Source organism: Cryobacterium sp. SO2 (genome assembly GCF_026151165.2).
Taxonomy (GTDB): Bacteria; Actinomycetota; Actinomycetes; order Actinomycetales; family Microbacteriaceae; genus Cryobacterium.
The window spans coordinates 3160876-3181499 of the sequence record NZ_CP117849.1; the positions used below are offsets into that span (position 1 = coordinate 3160876).

A 20624-nucleotide genomic window follows, 5' to 3' on the forward strand; every position below is an offset into this window, starting at 1 on the left:
TCACCTGCGATCGCATTCCCTGTATTCGACCTGAAAAGGACACTTGTGAACATCATGCGTTATGGCCGCCCCGCGGTCATTGCTATTGCCGCAGCCCTCGTACTCTCCTCCTGCGCGTCCAACGAAGCCGCCAGCACGGCTTCAGACGCCCCCACCGAGAGCACCCTCTCCGGCACGATCAACGCCGCCGGCGCCTCGTCGCAGGGCTCCGCTCAGGAGGCGTGGATCTCCGCCTTCCAGACCGCCAACCCCGACGTCACGATCAACTACGACCCGTCGGGCTCCGGCGCCGGCCGCGAGACGTTCATCGCCGGCGGCACCGACTTCGCCGGTTCGGACTCCTACCTGAGCGATGACGAGCTGGCCGGCACGTTCGCCGCCTGCGCTCCCGACACCACCGCCGTGGACCTGCCGGTCTACATCTCCCCGATCGCCGTCATCTTCAACGTCGAGGGCGTCACCGACCTCAACCTGGATGCCGACACCCTCGCGAAGATCTTCACCGGCGCGATCACCACCTGGAACGACCCGGCCATCGCCGCCCTGAACGAAGACGCCACCCTGCCGGCCACCGCGATCACCGCAGTGCACCGCTCGGACGACTCCGGCACCACCAAGAACTTCGCCGACTACCTGTTCCAGGCAGCCCCCGACGTGTGGACTGAGAAGCCGGCCGACCCGTTCCCGTACCAGACCGGTGAAGGCGCCCAGGGCACCTCCGGTGTCGTCGACGCCGTCACCAACGGCACCGGCACGATCGGCTACGCCGACGCCTCGCGCGCCGGTGACCTCGGTGTCGCGAAGATCAAGGTCGGCGACGAGTTCGTCGAATACACGGCCGAGGCCGCCGCAGCAGTCGTCGACGGTTCGCCGCTCGTCGACGGCCGCGCCGACAACGACCTGGCCATCAAGCTGGACCGCCTCACCACCGACGCGACCCACTACCCGCTCGTGCTCGTGAGCTACGCGCTCGTCTGCACCGAGTACGCGGATGCCGACCAGGCCGCCCTCGTGAAGTCGTACGTCAGCTACATGGCCAGCGAAGAGGGCCAGGCCGAGGCCGCGACCTCCGCCGGTGCCGCTCCGCTGTCCGCCGACCTGCAGGCTAAGGTCGCAGCGGTCCTCGAGACCGTCAAGTAAATACCCGCTGAGCCTCACGCCTCAGTAATACTGCCCGGCAGGGCGGCCGCGTTGCACGCGGTCGCCCGGTCGGGCACACTGAGGCTTGGGGTCCGGCCCACGAACCACCCTTACCGGTTTCACCTCACCCCTCCAGGGAGACGCTCGGAATGACGACCGCAGTTGACCGTATTGCGATCAAGGCCAAGGAACGACCGGGCGACCGCATCTTCTCCACCGCAACAGTGGTGGCCGGCAGCCTGATCCTGGCCGTGCTCGCGGCCGTTGCCCTCTTTCTCTTCGTCCAGAGCATCCCCGCCTTCGTGGCGCCCGCGGATGCCTTCAAGGGCGACTTCAGCAACTTCTGGTCCTACGTGGCACCGCTCGCCTTCGGCACGGTCTGGTCGGCGTTCCTCGCCCTCCTGATGGCCGTTCCCGTGGCCATCGCCGTGGCCCTCTTCATCTCGCACTTCGCGCCCCGCCGCCTTGCGCAGGGCCTGGGCTACCTCATCGACCTGCTTGCTGCCGTGCCGTCCGTGGTCTTCGGCCTCTGGGGCATCGGCGTTCTCGCCCCGCTGGTGCAGCCGTTCTACGCCTCCCTCGTCGAGTGGTTCGGCTGGTTCCCGCTGTTCGCCGGGCCCGTCTCCGGCACCGGCCGCACCATCCTCACCGTCGCCATCGTGCTGGCCGTGATGGTGCTGCCGATTATCACCGCCATCTGCCGGGAGATCTTCCTGCAGACCCCGGTGCTCTACGAGGAAGCCTCCCTGGCCCTCGGCGCCACCCGCTGGGAAATGATCACCATGGCCGTGCTGCCGTTCGGCCGCGCCGGCATCATCTCCGCCGCGATGCTGGGCCTGGGCCGGGCACTCGGCGAGACCATGGCCGTCGCCATGGTGCTCTCCCCCAACCCGCAGGTGATCTTCCAGCTGCTCACCTCGCAGAACTCCAACACGATCGCCGCGAACATCGCGCTGAACTTCCCCGAGGCACACGGCGTTGGCGTCAACATCCTGCTCGCCACCGGCCTCGTACTCTTCGTCATCACGCTGATCGTCAACATGATCGCGCGCGTGATCATCAACCGCCGCAAGGCCTTCTCTGGAGCGAATTGATGAGCACCATGACCGTCTCGTCTCCCGTCAGCAACTCCCTCACCGCGGGCAAACTGCCCAAGAACGCCTCCCTGATGGTGCTCGCCGCCAGCTGGATCGTCGTGGGCGCGTTCTTCGTCGTGATCTTCCTCTCCGGCGCCACGGACACCTTCAACTGGGCCGGCACGCTGTTCTTCGGCACCGTGCTGTACTGCATCGCCCTGTTCCTGTTCTCCTACTTCGTCGAGGGCATCCGCCGGGCCAAGGACCGCCTGGTCACCGCCCTGGTCACCATCGCCTTCGTGGTGGCGCTGATCCCGCTGATCTCCCTGGTCGGCACGACCATCGTCAACGGCCTTCCGGCGTTCCTCACCCCCACCTTCTTCACCGAGTCGCAGCGCAACGTCGTCGGCGCCGGTGGTGGGGCACTGCACGCGATCGTCGGCACGCTCTTCGTGACAGGGCTCGCCACGCTCATCTCGGTGCCGATCGGGCTGCTCACCGCGATCTACCTCACCGAGTACGGCCGCGGCCGGCTCGCCCGTGGCATCACCTTCTTCGTCGACGTGATGACCGGCATCCCCTCGATCGTGGCCGGCCTGTTCGCCTACGCGCTGTTCTCGCTGCTGTTCAACGACCCGGGCATCCGCTTCGGCTTCGGCGGTTCTGTCGCGCTGTCGGTGCTGATGATCCCGGTGGTGGTGCGCTCCAGCGAAGAGATGCTCAAGCTGGTGCCCAATGAACTGCGTGAGGCCGCGTACGCGCTCGGCGTGCCGAAGTGGCTGACCATCGTGAAGGTGGTGCTGCCCACCTCGCTGGCCGGCATCGTCACCGGCGTGATGATCTCGATCTCCCGCGTGATCGGCGAGACCGCTCCGCTGCTGATCATCGCCGGCTTCACCGCCAGCATGAACTACGACCTGTTCAGCGAACGGATGATGACCCTGCCGGTGTTCGTGTACAACCAGTACGCCAGCCAGGGCGCCGACTCGCAGGCGTACATCGACCGTGCCTGGGCGGGCGCGCTCACCCTCATCGTGATCGTGATGCTGCTCAACCTCGTGGCCCGTCTGGTCGCCCGCACCTTCTCCCCCAAACTCGGCCGCTGACGCCGCCACCGCCCCCGATTCTCCAGCTTTTCAGATTCGAAGGAACATATGTCCAAGCGCATTGAAGTCAACGATCTCGACGTCTACTACAGCAAGTTCCTCGCCGTCGAGGGCGTGTCGCTGACCATCGAACCGCGCACGGTGACGGCCCTGATCGGCCCGTCCGGCTGCGGCAAGTCCACGTTCCTGCGCACGCTTAACCGCATGCACGAGGTCATCCCCGGCGCCCATGTGGACGGCGAGGTGCTCATTGACGGCAACAACCTCTACGGCCCCGGTGTCGACCCGGTGCTCGTGCGCCGCCAGGTGGGCATGGTGTTCCAGCGCCCCAACCCGTTCCCCACCATGTCGATCGGCGACAACGTGCTCGCCGGCGTCAAGCTGAACAACAAGCGGATGTCCAAGAGCGACGCCGACGCGCTGATCGAGAAGTCACTGAGCGGTGCCAACCTCTGGAACGAGGTCAAGGACCGGCTCGACAAGCCCGGCTCCAGCCTCTCCGGCGGCCAGCAGCAGCGCCTCTGCATCGCGCGCGCCATCGCCGTGCAGCCCGACGTGATCCTGATGGACGAGCCCTGCTCGGCACTGGACCCGATCTCCACCCTCGCGATCGAGGACCTCATCGAAGAGATGAAGACCGACTACACGATCGTCATCGTCACGCACAACATGCAGCAGGCCTCCCGCGTTTCCGACCGCACCGCGTTCTTCAACATCGCGGGCACCGGCAAGCCGGGCAAGCTGATCGAGTACGACGACACCACCACCATCTTCTCGAACCCCACCGTGCAGGCCACCGAGGACTACGTCTCCGGCCGCTTCGGCTAAACCCGCACTCCTGCAGCTCCCGCCGCCCGGACGACCCCACGGTCGCCCGGGCGGCTTTCTGCCCTCCGCAGTGTCACAAGAGCGGCCAAACGGTCACCACGGCACCCCCGAAGCAGCCACATCCCCGCCTTCGCGGATGCGTGACCTCGCGAGAGCGGCCAAACGGTCACCTCGCGGCCCCCGAAGCAGCCACATCCCCGCTCTCGCGGATGGGTGGCCTCGCGAGAGCGGCCAAACGGTCACCACGGCACCCCCGAAGCAGCCACTCCCCCGCACTCGCGGATAAGTGAGCTCACTGCTCTCGCGGAAGTGACACCTCGCGAGAGCGGCCAAACGGTCACCACGGCACCCCCGAAGCAGCCACTCCCCCGCACTCGCGGATAAGTGAGCTCACTGCTCTCGCGGAAGTGACACCTCGCGAGAGCGGCCAAACGGTCACCACGGCACCCCCGAAGCAGCCACTCCCCCGCTCTCGCGGATGGGTGGCCTCGATACCGAGACACGGTCACCGGGTCTGGACAAGCTCGACCAACGGGATGGTGACGAACCGAGACACCGTGCTGGGCTCGACGAGCTCGACCTACGGGCCGTTAGGAGCCGGTGCGGGACAGCAGGGACGAGTTCAGGGCGCGGGTGAGCTCGTCGTCGTGGGGAAACTCCACGCCGTCCAGCGCGGTCACGGCGACCGCGAGGCGCACGCTGGACACCAGCCACGCCGCATCCGCCGCCCGGAGCTCGTCGATGGTGACATCGCGATACTCGACGCTCTCGCCGTGCGCGGTGAGGTACTCGAACACGCTCTGCTGGGTAGTGCCGTGCAGGATGGCCCCGCTCGGCGCCGGAGTGACGTACCGCCCGTCGATGCGCAGGATGACGCTCGAGGTGGGGCCCTCCATGACATAACCGTCGTGGGTGAGGAAGATGGTGTCGTCGGCGCCGCGGCGCTTGGCCTCGCGCAGGGCGGCCATGTTGATGGCGTAGCTGAGGGTCTTGGCGCCCATCAGCAGCCAGGGCGCTTGCTCGGCGACGCCCCGCGGGTACCCACGGTCGAGGGTGATCACCCTGATGCCCTGCTCACGCACGGCGCTGAAGTCGGCGGCGCGGGTGGCGTGCAGCCAGGCGGTGGGGGCGGGGCCGTGCTCGACACCGCGGCTGAGCACGAACTTGAGCGCCAGCTCGCCTTCGCCGGGGATGCGCTCGACCGCGTAGGCGATCGCGGCGCGCCACTGCGCGGGGTTGGGCACCGGCAGGTCGCAGATCTGCGCGGAGTTGATCAGCCGGCTGATGTGCGGTTCGACCTCCTGCGGATGCCCGTTGACCACGCTCAGGGTCTCGAAGATGCCGTCCCCGCGCTGGGTGCTCAGCTCGGCCACCCGCAGCGCCGGAGCGCCGGAGTCGATCTCGTGGAACGTGTCGACGAAGTCGGTGCGGGTGGAGTCGGCCGGCTCCGGGTCAATGAGCAGCGTGAAAGGCAGGGTCATGAGTTCGAGCCTACCCACCCGTCGGATGCGCGCCCGGAGCCAAGTCCAGCCGTCACTGGCGACTTACGCCAAAGCGCCCCTTCCAGGCTTCTGAAAGGGCACTTTGCGGCAAGTCAGGAGAGCGCCCGCCCGCGAGTTACGTCGAAGTGCCCCTTCCTGGACCGGGAAGGGGCACTTTGCGGCAAGTCGGGATGCTGGCCTCACGCCGTGCGGGCCGTGCGGCGACGCCGGTCAGCTCTGGATGGCGACAATCGGGTCGGTGGTGGGCTGCTCGGAGCCGCCCTTGGGCTCCACCGTGACACCGACGGTGTCACCGGCGGTCATGGTGCCGTCCAGCACCCGCCACACCGTGCCGGAGCCGTCGGAGTCGAACGTGCCGGCCGAGACCGGTCCGGCCGCACCGATGTACCAGAGCTGGTAGTCCTGATCGTCACCGAGAGCCGGCAGGTCTTCCACGATGATGGCGGACAGGCCGAGGTCGCCCGACCAGACCAGGGTGGCATCCTGGCCGTCGGCGGTCGTGGTCGACGCGCGCTGGTTGTCGGGGGCCGCGTTGATCTCGGCGAGGCTGGCGGCCTGCTGCTGGGCGAACTCGTCGTTCTGCCCGCCGAAGATGGCCTGCCCGGTGAAAGTGCCACCCACGAAGAGCACCACGGCCGCGGCGGCCGCGAGGAGGTAGCCGGCCGGGCGCTGGAACCAGCGACGCTGGGCACGGTCGGCAGCAGAGCCCTGTGAGCGGGCGGAGCCGGTACCGGAGGCTGAGCCGATCGGGATGACCGCGGGCGGCGCATCCGTCACGGCAGGTTCGACACGCTCGGCTGCGGTCGGAGCGGCCGGGGCGGTGAGCGGGGCAAGCTGCGGGGTGGAGGCCAGCTGGGCCATCAGGCTGGCCTTGAGGCCGCTGGAGGGCTGCACGGGCGTGACCGCCAGGCCCAGGGCCACGGCGGTGTCGCTGAGTTCGGCGGCCTCGATGCGGGCCTGCTCCGAGCGCGCCAGGTACCGCTCATAATCCGCGGACTCCTCGGCGCCGAGCGCGTGCAGGGCATATGCCCCCGCGAGGTCGGCCGGGTTCTCGGCCGAGCCGTTGCCGGTCAGGTCGTCGGGCTTGTCGTTATTGGGCTTATTCGTGCCGGGCTTGTTGGTGTCGCTCAAGACGCCACCCCCAGTTCATCTCGCAAACGGATTAACCCGTCGCGTAGCCGGGTCTTCACTGTGCCGAGCGGGATATGCAGGTAGTCGGCGACCTCACGGTGACTGTAACCGCTGAAGTACGACAGGCTCACGGCCTGCCGTTGCAGTTCGGTCAGTCTGGACATCGCCTTCTCCACCCTTTCATGCTCGATGCGCACTTCGACGGTTTCGGCGACGTGGTCATACGGCACCGCGAGGTCGCGGATACCGATCTTCGTATCACGGTCGCGTCCGGCCTGCGACGACCGAATCCGGTCGATCGCACGTCGGTGCGCCATGGTCATGATCCAGGTCGAAGCCCCGCCACGCTGTGACTCATACCGCGAAGCCGTCTGCCAGATCTCCAGGAAAATCTCCTGGGTCACCTCTTCGGACTGCGCGTGATCGATCAGCACGCGCTTGACAAGGCCAAGCACCCGCGGAGCGATCTGGTCGTAAAGCTCTCCGAAAGCCGATTGGTCTCCTTCGGCTACACGGGCGAGCAGCTCTTCTTTCGAAGGCGCTGTCGACGAGGCGTCGAGGTCGAACTCAGCAGTCATGAGATCCAGCATGTCAGGTCCAGTCCCCTTCCATGCAGAGGGTTCGGTGCCGAGTCCTCGCTGGATTGGTCTGGAGCGAAATAAAGTTATGGCCCCGTGACCTCCGCGGGCGCTCCGGTCGCCGGGCGAAGTGAAGGCCGGACCGCAGAACGCCTCTCGGCGCGAGGCCGTTCTAGACGGCGAATATTGGAGCCCGGGGTTACTGCGGTCCGACCAGCATCCAGTGTAAACGACATCGGCTGAGAGTTCATTCCCGGATGCGTGGGCGCTACTCCAGAGAGTCGCTGCGCCACAGTCTGGCGCAGGCGGCGAACTCCTGCGCGGTGGTGGAGAACCGCAGCGCCCGCGTGGTGAGCTCGCTGGAGCGGCCCGGTTCCGTGCTGTCGAAGTCGTCGGCCACGCTGGCACAGCCGGCGCCGATCACCCGGCAGAACGCCGCGGCCCGGTCCAGGGCGATGGCGAAGTCGCCGGTGAACAGTCCGCGGAGGATCTCGTCGGCCAGCAGAATGATCTCGGCCGGGCCGGTGGGTACCGCCGCTCCCGCCACGATCGGGTCGATGCTCACAGCCACGTCGATGCCGCGCTGGTAGAGGTAGGCCGTGCCATCGGCATCCTGCCGGATCAGCAGCCGCACCAGATAGATCCGCCAGAGCGCGCCGGGCAGACTGCGCGGGGTGGCGCGCGACCAGAGCTCGGCGACGGCGTCGATGCCGTGCTCGTCGGTGTAGGCCACCAGGCGCTCGACAACGTCGGGGTGCGGGTTCTCGCGCACCCGGTTGAGCAGAGCCTGCGCGGTCTCGTGCGCGATCCGGCTGATCTGAGCCGGGTCCTCGCCGCCCATCATCGACTCGAACTTGGCGCCCGAGAACTTCGTGGGCTTGTGAAAATCGTCGGCCATCGCTCTCCTCCTGGCTTTCAGGGCAGCGTAGTCGGGTACGCCGCCGGTTGGGTGTGTTGCCGGGCCGGCGTCGCTGGCGGATGCATCCACGCTAGTCACAAAAACCGTCCGGCAATCCACGCTAAGTTATTAACCGCGGGCCTCTAGCTCAGTTGGTAGAGCAAAGGACTTTTAATCCTTGGGTCGTCGGTTCGAGCCCGACGGGGCCCACATTTTTATCGTCAGCAGGGTGTCCGGCGGGTGTGAGAACTCCCGGCTCACCTTGCCGGACCGGTCCACCGTGAGGATCAGCGATTCGATCCGCCGGTTGAGGATGCGCAGGGCGACGACGATCAGCCACAGGCCCCAGGTGAGGAACACCAGGACCAGGTTCCCGAAGAACCCGATTCTCTTCGTGCGCTGCAGCACGGCCTGGTTTCCGGCCACGCTGCTGACCGTCCAGCCCGCCAATGCGAACCGGGCCACCTCGCTATTCAGCAGCTCGGTGCGCTGTTGCGTCGTCAGTTCGCCTGGTTCCCGTGACATCCCCGCCCCTATCCGTTGATACCGGAAGCATAGAGCCGTCGGCCGCGAAACGCAGTGGCCCGTGGAAGCTGTCAGTTCGCTGGGGCTGGGCGAGGACCCGGAATGTCCTGCGAGTATGCGGTGTTTATTCCGGTGTTGACGCTCATTCTGGTGTGCTGGACTCCGGCTGCAGGCGCGCAATCCGCGCATCGGCGCCGGGTGGCGCACACAACGAGCGTCACGGGAGGAGCCCAGTGCGCAAGAACATCGACGTCGAAGTCGAGACCGGCGTCATCGAGAAGTACCGCAGGCACCCGAACGGGAACGGGTGGGTGTCGGCGAAGTCCACCGTGCCCCCGAGCGCGTTCATCTCCGAGTCCGCCTATATCGAGTCCGGCGCGCAGCTGGGCCGGGAGGCCTGGGTGGGCCCCGGCAGCTGGATCGACCACGACGTCGTCATCGGCGACCGGGTCTTCATCGGCCAGAATGTGCACATCGGCGAGGGCAGCCTCGTCGCCGGTGGTGCGCACCTGGGCAGCCACGTGCGCATCGGCCGCAACGTTCGGATCGCCGCCGGCGTGCGCCTGGACCGGGACACCCGTGTGCCGGACGGCACCGATGTGGCCACCGGCAACGTGGGCGCGGACGGCCGCCGCTCACACGGATTGGCGGCCTAGGCATCCGTTTTAGCCGGTTGACCGCAAAATCCAGCCCGCGCCCCGTGCACCGTTCGCTCCTGGCAGGAGCAGGATGGAGTCATGACACGTCGCGCACCGGTCAAGGACATCAACGAAGACGAGCTCGTTATCGGCACTCCGAAGAAGGCCGCCGCCGGCCTCGAGGCGGTGGTCGTTGCGCTGGACCGCGGTATCGCCCAGGCCGGCGTGAGCCGCACCGCGCGGGCGCTGCTGCGGCTGAACCAGCGCAACGGCACCGACTGCCCCGGCTGTGCCTGGCCGGAATCGACCGGGCACCGCAAAACCGCCGAGTTCTGCGAGAACGGCGCCAAGGCCGTGGCCGAGGAGAACACCCTCCGCACCGTCGGGGCAGAATTCTGGGCCGAACACTCCCTCGCCGAGCTGGCCGAGAAGACCGAATACTGGCTGGGCAACCAGGGCCGCATCTCCCAGCCCGTTGTCGTGCGGCCCGGTGACACGCACTACTCCCCCATCACCTGGGACGACGCGTTCGAGCTGATCGGCGAGAAGATCCGCGCCACCACCCCCGACCGCACGGTGTTCTACACCTCCGGCCGCACCGCCAATGAGACCGCATTCCTGTACCAGCTGTTCGCCAGGTCGATCGGCACGAACAACCTGCCGGATTGCTCGAACATGTGCCACGAGTCCTCCGGCTCGGCGCTCAACCCCACGATCGGCATCGGCAAGGGCACCGTCTCGCTCGACGACATCCACGTGGCCGAACTCATCCTCGTGGTGGGCCAGAACCCGGGCACCAACCACCCGCGGATGCTGTCGGCGCTGGCCGAGTGCAAGGCCAACGGCGGCAAGGTCGTGGCCGTGAACCCGCTGCCGGAGGCCGGGCTGTTCAACTTCAAGGACCCGCAGACGCCCACCGGGCTGGTGGGGCACGGGGTGCCGTTGGCCGACGAGTTCCTGCAGATCAAGGTCGGCGGCGACCTGGCCCTGTTCCAGGCGCTCGGTCACCTGCTGCTCGAGGAAGAGGCCCGCGTGCCCGGCTCGGTCGTGGACCAGGAGTTCATCGACGCGAACACCGACGGCATCGAGGCCTACCGGGCCGCCCGCACCGAGATCGACTGGGTCGAAACCGAGAAGGCCACCGGGCTCTCGCGGCTGGACATCAGCGTGGTCGCGAAGATGATGGCCGCCTCCAACGCCACCATCATCTGCTGGGCGCTGGGCCTCACCCAGCAGCCGCACTCGGTGAACACGCTCAAGGAGATCATCAACCTGCTCCTGCTGCAGGGCAACTTCGGCAAGCCGGGCGCCGGCGCCTGCCCGGTGCGCGGGCACTCCAACGTGCAGGGTGACCGCACCATGGGGGTGTGGGAGAAGCCCAAGGAGGCAATGCTCGCCGCCCTCGACGCCGAATTCGGCATCGTCTCGCCGCGTGAGCACGGCCTCGACTCGGTGAACACCGTCGAGGCGTTCGAGAACGACGACGTGGACGTTTTCGTGTCGATGGGCGGCAACTTCGCGCTGGCCTGCAGCGACACCGACCTGCTCGAGGCCGCGATGCAGCGGGTGGGCTTGACCGTGCACGTGTCGACCAAGCCCAACCGGTCGCACGTGATGCACGGGGTCACCTCGCTGATTCTGCCCACGCTCGGCCGCACCGACACCGACGACAAGCATCCGACCGGCCGGCAGGTTCTGTCGGTGGAGGACTCGATGTCGATGGTGCATTCCACCCAGGGCCGCCTGGCCCCGGTGTCCGAGCACCTGCTGGCCGAACCGGTGATCGTGGCGCGGATGGCTCGGGCCACGCTCGGCGACGACCACCCGGTGGACTGGAAGGCGATGGCGGAGGATTACGACGTCATCCGCGACCACATCGCCCGGGTGCTGCCCGGCTTCGACGACTTCAACAAGCGGTTGCGCGACAAGAACGGCTTCGTGCTGCCCAACCCGCCGCGCGACACCCGCAGCTTCGCCACCGACATCGGCCGCGCCCGATTCACGGTGAGCCCGCTGGAGTACCTCACCCCGCCGCCCGGACACCTGATTCTGCAGACCATGCGCAGCCACGACCAGTACAACACCACGTTCTACGGGCTGGATGACCGCTATCGCGGCATCAAGGACGGCCGCCGCGTGATCCTGATCCACGCCGATGACGTCACCGAGCTGGGCTTTGCGGATCGCGACCTCGTCGACGTGATCAGCACGTTCGGCGGGCAGGAGCGCCGGGCCGACAAGTTCCGGCTCGTGGTGTACCCCACGCCGCGGGGCTGCGCGGCGGCGTACTTCCCCGAGGCGAACCAGCTCATGCACCGGGAGCTGGTGGCCCGGGAGTCGAACACGCCCGGCTACAAGGCCATGAGCGTGCGGTTCATCCCGCACGAGGCATCCGTGCCCGTTCTCAGCTGACCCTCGCGGCACCGCCGCATGATGAGCTGCCCATTCTTGCCAGTGCGAGAGGGCACCTGACTAGCAAAAGTGGGCCACCCCTGAGCCGGGGTGGGCCGGCGTCGCGCCGAGCCGCGCCAGCACGGTGATGACTTGCCCACTCTTGCTAGTGCGGGAGGGTATCTGACTAGCAAAAGTGGGCCAGTCATGTTGTTGGGCGGCTACACCGCGGCGAGCGCGCCCTGGGTGATGCGTTCCTCGCCGGCGTAGATCACCATGGAGTCGCCGCGGAGGAAACCGACCAGCGTCATACCCACCTCGTGGGCGAATTCGGCGGAGAGCGACGACGGCGCCGATACGGCGGCGAGCACCGGGATGCCCGCCATCAGCGCCTTCTGCGCCAGTTCGAAGCTGGCCCGGCTGGACACCATCAGCACGGTGCCGCGTAGCGGCAACAGGTTCTCCTTGACCGCCCAGCCGATCACCTTGTCGACGGCGTTGTGCCGGCCCACGTCTTCGCGCAGCACCAGCATCTCGCCGGTGTGGGCGTTGAACAGGGCGGCGGCGTGCAGGCCGCCGGTCTTCTCGAACACCGCCTGCGCCTCGCGCAGCTTGTCGGGGAAGGTCGTGAGCATCTCAGCGTCGACCCGCGCCGCATCCGCCCGCACATCCCAGGTGGACTTGGTGCGCACCGCGTCGATGCTCTCTTTGCCGCAGAGGCCGCACGAGCTGGTGGTGAGGAAGTTGCGCTGCGTGCTGGGGTCGGGGGCGGCGACGCCGGGAGCCAGGTGCAGGTCGAGCACGTTGTAGGTATTCACGCCCTCGGCGGTGGCACCGGCGCAGTACCGGGCGGTGGCGAGATGATCACCCTGGCTGATGATGCCCTCGGAGACGAGGAACCCGGACGCGAGGTCGACGTCGTGGCCGGGGGTGCGCATGGTGACGGCGAGGGACCGGCCGTTCACCCGCATCTCGAGCGGTTCCTCCACCGCGAGCACGTCTTCGCGGCGGATGGGCGCCTGGCCCACCGTCAGCCGGGTGATCTTGCGCCGTGCCGTGACTCTGCCCATGGTGGCCCTCCTCGAGAGTGTGGTCACCGTGCGACCGGCGCACCGGGACCTCCCCTCGAGCCTAAACCTCCGATCCCTCTGCGGGGAGGGGCGGCCCGGCCGGGCCGCTCTCGCGAGAGGCGCAGCACGCGAGAGCGGGACTGTGGCTGCTTCAGCGGTGCTGAGGTGACCACACGGCCGCTTTCGCGAGCTGACGGTGCCGCGAGCGGGCGTTGCACGTGCGTCGGGCGCGGATACGCGGGGCGGCGTGGGCGGGATGGGGGCGATTGCCGCGTACCGTGGTGTCATGGCACTTCCCCCTCTCGTCGAGCCCGCGGGCCCGCTCAGTCCCACCGAAACCGCGCGCCTGGCCCAGGTGCGCAGCCTGCCGCAGTTGCGGCTGCCCCCGATCGACGACATCGGGCACCGCCGCCTCGCGGCAGCCCGGGTGCTCGTTCTGGGCACCTCGGGGCTCAGCGCGCCCGCCCTGCGCTCGCTCGCCGCGGCCGGCGTGGGCACGATCGGGCTGGCCGATGTGGGCCCGCTCGACGTGGATGCCCTGGTGCTCGCGACCACCACCATCCTGACCCTCTCGCCCGACACCGCAGTCACGGCGCATGACGAAGACCTCACAGCCGAGTCGATCGGGCGCATCCTCGGCGGCTACGACCTGGTGGTCGACGGCAGCGACCTCACCCCGCAGCCGTTCCTGGTGGGCGACACCTGCGCCGCGCTGGGGCTGCCGCTGGTGTGGGGCTCCGTGGCACGCGGCAACGCCGAACTGTCGGTGTTCTGGTCGACCCCGCCGAGGCGCAGCGGTCAGCGCTCTACCCGGTTGCGCGACTTCTTCGGCACGGATGGGACTGCCGTGGGCACCGCTTCCGCCGCCACGGATGCCGGTGTGCTCGGCGCGCTGCGCGGCCAGGCCGGCGCGTTGCTCGCCGCCGAGGCCATCCGGGTGATCACCGGCACCGGCGAACCGCTGATCGGCCGGGTACTCACCATCGACGCCGACACCGGCCGGTTCGACGCCGCTCCGTTGCCCGTGGCGCAGCCGGCCGGCTCCGGCGCCCAGGCCGAATCGGCTTCCGCGACATCCACCCGCGCATCCACCGAGGAGTGACACCATGAGCACCAAGACCCCGCTGCCGCCCGAGGCCCTCGACGAGTGGCTGGCCGCCCTGGCGGCCCGGCTCGGACTCGACGCCGACGTGGTCCCCACCGGACTGCTGCTGGATGTGGCCAGGGACGTCGCGCACAACGTGGCCAGGCCGGCCGCCCCGCTGAGCCTGTTCCTGGTGGGGCTGGCCGCAGCGCAGAACGGTGGCAGCACCGCGGACATCACCGCGGCGAGCGCCGCCGCGACCGAACTCGCCCTGGGCTGGCCGGCCGCAGCGGAGTAGCCCGCTCGCGAGGCGTGCGGGCCGTCAGGGCCGTTTGGCCACGGTCAGCAGAATGGCGGCATCTTCTTCGGCCTCGAGGCTGTGCCTGGCATCCGGCACGATGAGCAGGTCCCCCGTGCGCGCCTGCCAGGAGTCCTCCCCCACGATCAGGCGCACCCGCCCGCTCACGACATAAACTGTCGCATCACCGGGGCTTTCGTGCTCGGCGAGCACCGTGCCCTTGACCATGCCGATGACGGTTTGGCGCAACACCTTTTCGTGGCCGCCGAAGACGGTGTCCGCCGCCCGGCCGCTCGGGGTGGAGCCGGCCGCCGCGAGTTGCTGCCTGGCGAGGGCCTCGATCGAGATCTTCTGCATGCCGACAGCGTACGACTGAAGGGCCTGCCGTGCGCGGCTCGGCGACGTGCCTGTACGCCACTCGGCTAGGACGTCGGCTACTCGGTGACGGGCACTGGATGCGACGCGGACCGGGGCGCCGCGCCGGCGGAGGTGGCGCGGATGACCTCGGTGAGGGAGTCACGCAGCGCGATCAGGCTCTCCGGCGACATCTCCAGGGTGCGGGCCACGCGCTCTGGAATGGTCTCGGCGATCCGCCGCAACTCGCGGCCGTGCTCGGTCAGGGTGACCTCAAGCGTGCGCTCGTCGGTCGTCGATCGTTCCCGGCTGATGTGGCCGGTCGCCTCCAGCCGTTTGAGCAGCGGTGACAGGGTGGCCGGTTCCAGCCGCAGCGCCTCGGCCAGGCTGCGCAGGGTGCGTGGGTTCTCCTCCCACAGCGCCAGCATCACCAGGTACTGCGGATGCGTGAGCCCGAGCGGCTCCAGGATCGGCTTGTACAGGGCCACCGTGGTGCGCGCCGCCACGGTGAGGGCGAAGCAGACCTGGTTCTCCAGGGCGAGCACGTTCGGTTCGGTCATCACATCTCCGGGCAGGCATCGTGGGGCGGGCATCCGTGGGCTTCTGCCCATTTAGTTAGTACACTAACAATCATGACATCAGCCAAGAAGCGCAAACCGACCATCAAGGAGGCCGGCGGCTTCACAGCGTGGTTGAACGGCCGGCTGCTGCCGTTCATCGGCCCGCCACCGCTGGGACCGTACGACGACGAGGTACCGGTGCAGGATCGCCCGGTGGCGCGCTGCCCGCTCTGCGGCGAACCGATGACCGAGCACGACATCGACCGCAGCGGCGAGCGCACCCAGCTGCGCTGCCCCCTGCCGTCCGGCGCCCGGTCGGCCTGAAACACCCCGGCTAGAGCTGCGCGGGCGTGGCGCCGCTTCGCGGGTGGCGCGCCACCCGCGCACCGGCGCCTGACCCGCGCAACGGCATCCGTCGCCGTCTCGCGGCCGGACCGACGCTAGAACTGGGAGTCGATCTCCACCAGGAGGTCCCAGGCGCCCTCTTCGGCGTTGCTGAGCACGACCACGTCGAGGCCGCTCGTGGGGTAGTGCCGCAGGATGCCGCTGGCGCCGGCGTTGACGCCGTCCTTGTAATACGAACGCACGCTGCCGTTGTCGTTGAGGTCGAACTCCAGGCCGAAGCCGTACTTGATGTCGTCGTCGTAGTCCACCTGCGGGGTGAAGAACTCGTCGGTGTACTCCTTGGAGAGCAGCTTCCCGCCGCGGACGGCGTTGAGGAAGTTCATCAGGTCGCCGGCCGTGGTGTGCGCGCCGCTGTCGGGTGAGCCGATCGCCGGAGAGCTGTAGATGTTCGAGACCCAGCTGCCGTCTTCCCGGCGGTCCCAGCCCTCGGCGACCCGCTCGACGGCGTCGCGGCGGTCGAAGAAGCCGGAGTCGGCCATGCCGGAGCGGGCGAAGATCTCCTCGCGCACGTAGTCGCGGTAGGACAGGCCGGAGGCCCTCTCCACGGCCAGGCCGGCGAGGATGTAACCGACGTTGCAGTCCTCGACCTGCACGCCCGGCGCGGCGAGCCGCGGCTTGTCGGCGAACAGCGGCAGGAAGTCGATCGTCTCGATCAGCGAGTAGTTGGGGGTCGCGGCCCAGTACTCGTCGTAGTCCTCGCCGGCCTCCTCGTTGACGTCGTCGGCGATGCCGCTGGTGTGCGTGAGCAGGTGCAGCAGGGTGACGTCGGTGCCGATCGCGCTGCCGCCCAGGTCAACGTACTCGTGGATGGACGCCTCGAGGTCGAGCCGGCCGGCATCCACCTGCTGCAGCACGGCGACGCTGGTGAACAGCTTGGTGATCGACGCGGTGTCGAACCGGGTGTCGAGGGTGTTGGGCACCTGCCAGCGCGGCGTGGCGAAGCCGCGGGCCGCCTCGAAGATCGTGCGGTCGCCGTCGCGCACCAGCACCACTCCGGAGAAATCGCTGTCGTCGAGAAAAGTCTGTATCGCCTGGGTATCCACCCTTCGAGCGTAGCGAACGGCAGCCGCCCCGCGGTGCCGGATGTGCCGGCGCCGGCCCCCGCGCCGGTGGCGGCCGCGCTAGCGCTTGCGGCGGGTCTTCTTGGCCAGGGCGGCGAGGTCGATCGCGCCGACAGCACGCATCCGCTCGGCACGGGCCGCCGCGTAGCCCGGCTGGTGCGGGTCGATCCGCTGGGCCAGCAGCCGGGTCGCAAGAGCGTCGTTGACCTCCTGGAGAGCGTCGGTGCGGGCCTGCTCGACGAGGGCGGCGACGCGCTCATCGTCGTCGGCGAGCGCGCGCAGCCGCTCCGCCACTCGATCGTGCAGGGTGCGCCGGCGGCCGAGGCGGATGACGTCACGGCGTTTGTTCTCGAGCTCCCGGCTTTTGCCGGAGCCGGTGGTGCGGGAGAGGTAGGAGCCGAGGCGTTCCACCCTGGTGGAATCCTCGTCGTTCTGCCTGGCCACTTCGTGCAGCTCCTGGCGGGCCAGGGCGGCGTACTCGGCGGGGTCGTAGTCGGCGTGCTCCCGCAGCGCCCCCACGATGATGCGGTTCTTCAGCGCCATCCGCACGGCGGACATGGCGATGAGCATGCCCTCATCGACGATGCGGGTGGTGGTGGGCAGAGCGGGCCCCTTGCTGGTGCCTTCATCGGAGTCGTGCGAACCGTTTCCCACCGCTTAAGTATGGCTCACCTGGGTCAACGTTGTCGGGCGCGTCGGCGCATCCGGCCACTTCTGGGCATGCCGTCACAGGCCGAACAGCACCACAGCGCCCTGCGCGACAGCGAAGATCAGCAGCCCGGCCAGCGCGCCGACGACGGTTCCGTTGATGCGGATGAACTGCAAATCCTTGCCCACCTGCAGCTCGATCTTCTCCGTGGTCTCGGCCGGGTCCCAGCGCTCGACGGTCTCGGTGATCACCCCGGCGATCTCGTGGCGGTACTTCTGCAGCACGTAGCCGGCGGCGTCCGCCAGCCACCGGTCGATGCGGGTGCCCAGCGATTCGTCGCCGGAGAGCCGGCCGCCCACATCGAGCACCGTCGAGGTGATGCCTCGGCGCACGGCGCTGTCCGGGTCGGCCAGCGCGATCAGCAGTGATTCCTTGAGCGACTCCCAGGCGTCGCCGGCGAACTCGCGCAGCTTGGCGTTGTTGACGAGGTCGAGCTTGAGCACCTCCACCCGCTCGATCATGGTGTCGTCGTGCTGCAGGTCGCTCATCAGCTCGGCCAGGTAGCGGTCGATGGCTTCGCGCAGCGGATGCTCCGGTTCGGCCTGCACGGTCGACACGAACGCGAGAACCTCGCGGTAGGCCTTGTCGTCGACCATCTCACCGACGAAGCCGGGCAGCCAGCGCGGCAACCGGGTGGACACGGCCTGGCCGAAGGCCTCCGGGTGGCTCTCCAGCCAGCTCTGCGCCTTGTCCAGCAGCAGGTCGACAGCGGCATGGTGCCGGCCGGACGCCACCAGGTGCTCCCCCAGCCGGCCCAGGCTCTGGCCCCATTTCGGCGCCAGCAGGTGTTCCCTGGCGACGCCCTCGAGCAGGTCCTTGATGTCGTCGTCGCTGAGCAGGTCGAGCAGCCCGGAGCCGGCATGCGCGATCTCGTCGGTGAGCCGTTCGGCGTTCACCGGCTGCACGAGCCAGGCGCCCAGCCGGCGGGAGATGCCGATGGATTCGAGTTTGCCGCGCACGACGGCATCCGAGAGGAAGTTCGACTCCACGAACTCGCCCAGGCTCGCGCCGATCTCGTCCTTGCGGTTGGCGATGATGTTGGTGTGCGGAATACGCAGCCCGAGCGGATAGCGGAACAGGGCGGTCACGGCGAACCAGTCGGCGATCGCGCCCACCATGCCGCCCTCGGCGGCGGCGCGCACGTACTCCAGCCACGGGTAGCGGTCTTCCAGCGCGAAGGACACGGCGAAGATCACGGCCATCGTGAGCAGCAGGCCGAGCGCCAGCCGCTTCATGCCCACGAGCGCGATCCGGCGTGCCTCGTCCGGCGCGCTGAGCGGGGCCTTCGGGGCGGGCCGGGCGGATGTGGTCAGGGAGGGTGTTGCCATGGGTCTGGTCGTTCCTCGTCGGGTGGGAGCGCGCCGGGTTGGGCGCTCCCGCCACCCTAGGCCGGGTGGCTCACGCGGCAAAACCCGTCGGGGTGATTCCCCAGCGAACAACCCATTCCTCGCCGGGCGCCAGCCAACGCAGGCCCTGGCCGGAGTTGAAGGCATCCGCCGGCGCCGTCATCGGTTCGATCGCGACGGCCTGGCCCCGCTTTACCTCCCCGGCGGAACGCACCGGGAAGATGCGCGGGGTGAACACCTGCACGTAGGCCATGTTCTCGTCGCCCCACAGGGTAACTCTCCGGCCGTCCGGCGCGGTGAGGGAGTGCTCGCCGACGCCGCCAGTGACGACCACCCCGCCGAAACCGTCGTCGAGGTCGAGGTCGCCCACCCGGGCGCCGGCGCGCAGGTCGAAGCGGGTGCCGTCGACGGGCGTGACGCCCACCGGGTTCAGCCTGGAGTCGACGTCGATGTGGGTGCCGGCGTTCAGCCGCAGCAGCAGGTCGCCCGTGGGCACATCGCCGATCTTGAGGTAGGGGTGGGTGCCAAGCGCCACCGGGGCGGCCGCGCCGCCCACGTTGCGGATGCCGTGGGTGACGGCCAGGCCGTCGGCGGTGAGCGTGTAGGTGACGGTGGTGTCGAGCTGGTAGGGGTAGCCGGTCTGCGGGTAGACCGTGGCGGCCAGCGTGACCTCGTTGGCGGTCTGCGTGACCAGCCGGTAGGCGGTGACGGCGAGCAGGCCGTGGATGGCGTTCCCCTGGGCCGGTTCCGTGATCGCCAGCTGGTGCCGGGTGCCGTCGTGCGTCCAGACCCCGTCGCGGATGCGGTTGGGCCACGGGGCGAGCACGATGCCCGCGCCGAGCGGGGGCACCGAGGACGCCGCGAAGCCCTCGACCAGGTCTATGCCGTTCAGCGCATATTCGCGCAGGCCCGCGGCGACCTCGGTGATGGTGGCGGTAGCCGGTCCCTGAGTGGTCGGGGCGGTGAGCACGTACTGGGTTCCGGTGGCTGCGGGCAGCGGCATGGTGGTCTTTCGGGTCAGTGGGGCTGGAGCACGGCGAGGCCGGCGTCGAGGAGCGGAGCGAGGGCGAGGGGGTCGGCCGCCGCATCCGTCACCAGGGTGTCGAAGGCGGCGAGCGGGCCGATCCGGCCCAGGTGCACCTGCCCCAGTTTGGCACCGTCGGCCACGACGATCGCACGCGCCGCGGCGGCGAGCATGAGGGTCTTCACGCCGGCCTCCGGCAGGTTGATGTTGGTGACGCCGCCGTCGGCGTCGACGCCGTTGCACCCGATGAAGGCCAGGTCGGCGTGCACCTGACTCAGCACGGTCGCGGCGAGGGGGTCGACGAGGGAGTGCTGCAACGGGCGGAGGGAGCCACCCGTGACGATCACGGTGAACCGCGGGATGGCCGGTTCGAGGGCCAGGGCGATACTCAGGCCGTTCGTGATCACCACCACATCGGTGAGATCGGTGCGGGCCACCAGCGCGCGCGCGATGGCCAGGGTGGTGGTGCCCACATCGAGGATGACGCTCTGGCCGCTGGCGACGAGGGACGCGGCGAGCTCGCCGATCTGCTGCTTGGGGATGACGGAGGAGGCGAGGGCCTCCTCGAAGGAGAACTCCCGGTCGGGCCGGGTCGTGGTGGGACGTCCGGCCGGCACGGCGCCGCCGTGGATACGCATCAGCACGCCGGTGCTCTCGAGCTGATCGAGGTCGGCACGGGCGGTGACGCCGGAGACACCGAAGGTGTCGCTCAGCTCGCTGACCCGCACGAAGCCACGTTCATCGACGAGCCGCTGGATCTGCTCCCGGCGCTGGTGCGCGGGCAGCGCATCCCGGTCGGTCGGATGTTCGGCTGAGGCCATGCCCCAATCTTCACTCACTTTGTCTAACTTTTCAATACGAAAGAGCTGGTTTCGCATACGCAAATCGACTAGCGTTGAT

Annotated in this window: 21 protein-coding genes and 1 tRNA gene; 10 read left to right on the forward strand and 12 right to left on the reverse strand. The window is 68.7% G+C overall.

Translation table 11 applies throughout. From position 1 onward, the window contains the following. Window positions 1-54: 54 nt before the first annotated feature. The 4 genes from pstS to pstB all read left to right on the forward strand — a co-directional run bounded on the left by pstS (window position 55) and on the right by pstB (window position 4150). Window positions 55-1140 (forward strand): phosphate ABC transporter substrate-binding protein PstS, encoded by a 1086-nt coding sequence (gene pstS, locus BJQ94_RS14880; protein ID WP_265401359.1) that lies wholly within the window; start codon window positions 55-57, stop codon window positions 1138-1140. A 149-nt stretch (window positions 1141-1289) separates the two neighbouring features. Next, the gene (gene pstC, locus BJQ94_RS14885) at window positions 1290-2234 is read left to right on the forward strand and encodes a phosphate ABC transporter permease subunit PstC (RefSeq protein WP_265401276.1); all 945 of its coding nucleotides are present in this window, start codon (window positions 1290-1292) and stop codon (window positions 2232-2234) included. Further along, window positions 2234-3322: a phosphate ABC transporter permease PstA gene (gene pstA, locus BJQ94_RS14890; RefSeq protein ID WP_265401277.1), complete on the forward strand. Its 1089-nt coding sequence runs from the start codon at window positions 2234-2236 to the stop codon at window positions 3320-3322. The genes pstC and pstA overlap by 1 nt, the downstream gene beginning before the upstream one ends. A 48-nt stretch (window positions 3323-3370) precedes the next feature. Next, entirely contained in the window at window positions 3371-4150 is a 780-nt protein-coding gene (gene pstB, locus BJQ94_RS14895; protein WP_265401278.1) for a phosphate ABC transporter ATP-binding protein PstB, read from the forward strand. A gap of 590 nt (window positions 4151-4740) precedes the next feature. Here pstB and BJQ94_RS14900 read toward each other — a convergent pair. From BJQ94_RS14900 to BJQ94_RS14915, 4 genes are all read right to left on the reverse strand, one after another. Then, entirely contained in the window at window positions 4741-5631 is an 891-nt protein-coding gene (locus tag BJQ94_RS14900; RefSeq protein ID WP_265401279.1) for an aminodeoxychorismate lyase, read from the reverse strand. 231 nt (window positions 5632-5862) lie between these two features. After that, on the reverse strand, window positions 5863-6783 hold the full coding sequence (locus tag BJQ94_RS14905; protein WP_265401280.1) for an anti-sigma factor: 921 nt from the start codon (window positions 6781-6783) through the stop codon (window positions 5863-5865). Beyond that, complete coding sequence (locus tag BJQ94_RS14910) at window positions 6780-7361, reverse strand: sigma-70 family RNA polymerase sigma factor (protein WP_265401281.1); 582 nt, start codon at window positions 7359-7361, stop codon at window positions 6780-6782. Before BJQ94_RS14910 ends, BJQ94_RS14905 begins: the two co-directional genes overlap by 4 nt. A 268-nt stretch (window positions 7362-7629) precedes the next feature. After that, entirely contained in the window at window positions 7630-8259 is a 630-nt protein-coding gene (locus BJQ94_RS14915) for a DNA-directed RNA polymerase subunit beta (protein WP_265401282.1), read from the reverse strand. Window positions 8260-8396: 137 nt separating this feature from the next. Here BJQ94_RS14915 and BJQ94_RS14920 point away from each other — a divergent pair. From BJQ94_RS14920 to BJQ94_RS14930, 3 genes are all read left to right on the forward strand, one after another. Continuing rightward, a tRNA-Lys gene (locus tag BJQ94_RS14920) sits at window positions 8397-8469 on the forward strand. 548 nt (window positions 8470-9017) lie between these two features. Then, window positions 9018-9440: a DapH/DapD/GlmU-related protein gene (locus BJQ94_RS14925; protein ID WP_265401283.1), complete on the forward strand. Its 423-nt coding sequence runs from the start codon at window positions 9018-9020 to the stop codon at window positions 9438-9440. An 81-nt stretch (window positions 9441-9521) separates the two neighbouring features. Continuing rightward, on the forward strand, window positions 9522-11834 hold the full coding sequence (locus tag BJQ94_RS14930) for an FdhF/YdeP family oxidoreductase (RefSeq protein WP_265401284.1): 2313 nt from the start codon (window positions 9522-9524) through the stop codon (window positions 11832-11834). 200 nt (window positions 11835-12034) lie between these two features. Here BJQ94_RS14930 and fdhD read toward each other — a convergent pair whose 3' ends face one another. After that, entirely contained in the window at window positions 12035-12883 is an 849-nt protein-coding gene (gene fdhD, locus BJQ94_RS14935; RefSeq protein WP_265401285.1) for a formate dehydrogenase accessory sulfurtransferase FdhD, read from the reverse strand. Between the two features lie 286 nt (window positions 12884-13169). Here fdhD and BJQ94_RS14940 point away from each other — a divergent pair, with 286 nt between their 5' ends. Together BJQ94_RS14940 and BJQ94_RS14945 are read left to right on the forward strand one after the other, a co-directional pair. Then, the gene (locus BJQ94_RS14940) at window positions 13170-13985 is read left to right on the forward strand and encodes a ThiF family adenylyltransferase (protein ID WP_265401286.1); all 816 of its coding nucleotides are present in this window, start codon (window positions 13170-13172) and stop codon (window positions 13983-13985) included. A gap of 4 nt (window positions 13986-13989) precedes the next feature. Further along, window positions 13990-14265, forward strand: a complete 276-nt coding sequence (locus tag BJQ94_RS14945) for a DUF6457 domain-containing protein (protein WP_265401287.1) — start codon at window positions 13990-13992, stop codon at window positions 14263-14265. A gap of 24 nt (window positions 14266-14289) precedes the next feature. Here BJQ94_RS14945 and BJQ94_RS14950 read toward each other — a convergent pair whose 3' ends face one another. Continuing rightward, window positions 14290-14622: a cupin domain-containing protein gene (locus BJQ94_RS14950; protein WP_265401288.1), complete on the reverse strand. Its 333-nt coding sequence runs from the start codon at window positions 14620-14622 to the stop codon at window positions 14290-14292. Between the two features lie 77 nt (window positions 14623-14699). Next, window positions 14700-15212 carry a MarR family transcriptional regulator gene (locus BJQ94_RS14955; RefSeq protein WP_275875505.1) on the reverse strand — a complete coding sequence of 171 codons (513 nt, stop codon included), beginning with the start codon at window positions 15210-15212 and terminating at the stop codon, window positions 14700-14702. Window positions 15213-15251: 39 nt separating this feature from the next. Between BJQ94_RS14955 and BJQ94_RS14960 the strand changes: the two genes are divergently transcribed. Further along, window positions 15252-15503, forward strand: a complete 252-nt coding sequence (locus BJQ94_RS14960) for a hypothetical protein (RefSeq protein ID WP_265401290.1) — start codon at window positions 15252-15254, stop codon at window positions 15501-15503. A 116-nt stretch (window positions 15504-15619) separates the two neighbouring features. Here BJQ94_RS14960 and BJQ94_RS14965 read toward each other — a convergent pair whose 3' ends face one another. The 5 genes from BJQ94_RS14965 to BJQ94_RS14985 all read right to left on the reverse strand — a co-directional run bounded on the left by BJQ94_RS14965 (window position 15620) and on the right by BJQ94_RS14985 (window position 20545). Then, window positions 15620-16627 (reverse strand): serine hydrolase domain-containing protein, encoded by a 1008-nt coding sequence (locus BJQ94_RS14965; protein ID WP_265401291.1) that lies wholly within the window; start codon window positions 16625-16627, stop codon window positions 15620-15622. A 78-nt stretch (window positions 16628-16705) separates the two neighbouring features. After that, on the reverse strand, window positions 16706-17299 hold the full coding sequence (locus tag BJQ94_RS14970; protein ID WP_265401292.1) for a hypothetical protein: 594 nt from the start codon (window positions 17297-17299) through the stop codon (window positions 16706-16708). A gap of 72 nt (window positions 17300-17371) precedes the next feature. Further along, window positions 17372-18682 carry a DUF445 domain-containing protein gene (locus BJQ94_RS14975; protein WP_265401293.1) on the reverse strand — a complete coding sequence of 437 codons (1311 nt, stop codon included), beginning with the start codon at window positions 18680-18682 and terminating at the stop codon, window positions 17372-17374. A 70-nt stretch (window positions 18683-18752) separates the two neighbouring features. After that, the gene (locus BJQ94_RS14980; RefSeq protein ID WP_265401294.1) at window positions 18753-19703 is read right to left on the reverse strand and encodes an aldose 1-epimerase family protein; all 951 of its coding nucleotides are present in this window, start codon (window positions 19701-19703) and stop codon (window positions 18753-18755) included. Between the two features lie 14 nt (window positions 19704-19717). Continuing rightward, complete coding sequence (locus tag BJQ94_RS14985; protein WP_265401295.1) at window positions 19718-20545, reverse strand: DeoR/GlpR family DNA-binding transcription regulator; 828 nt, start codon at window positions 20543-20545, stop codon at window positions 19718-19720. Window positions 20546-20624: the final 79 nt, after the last annotated feature.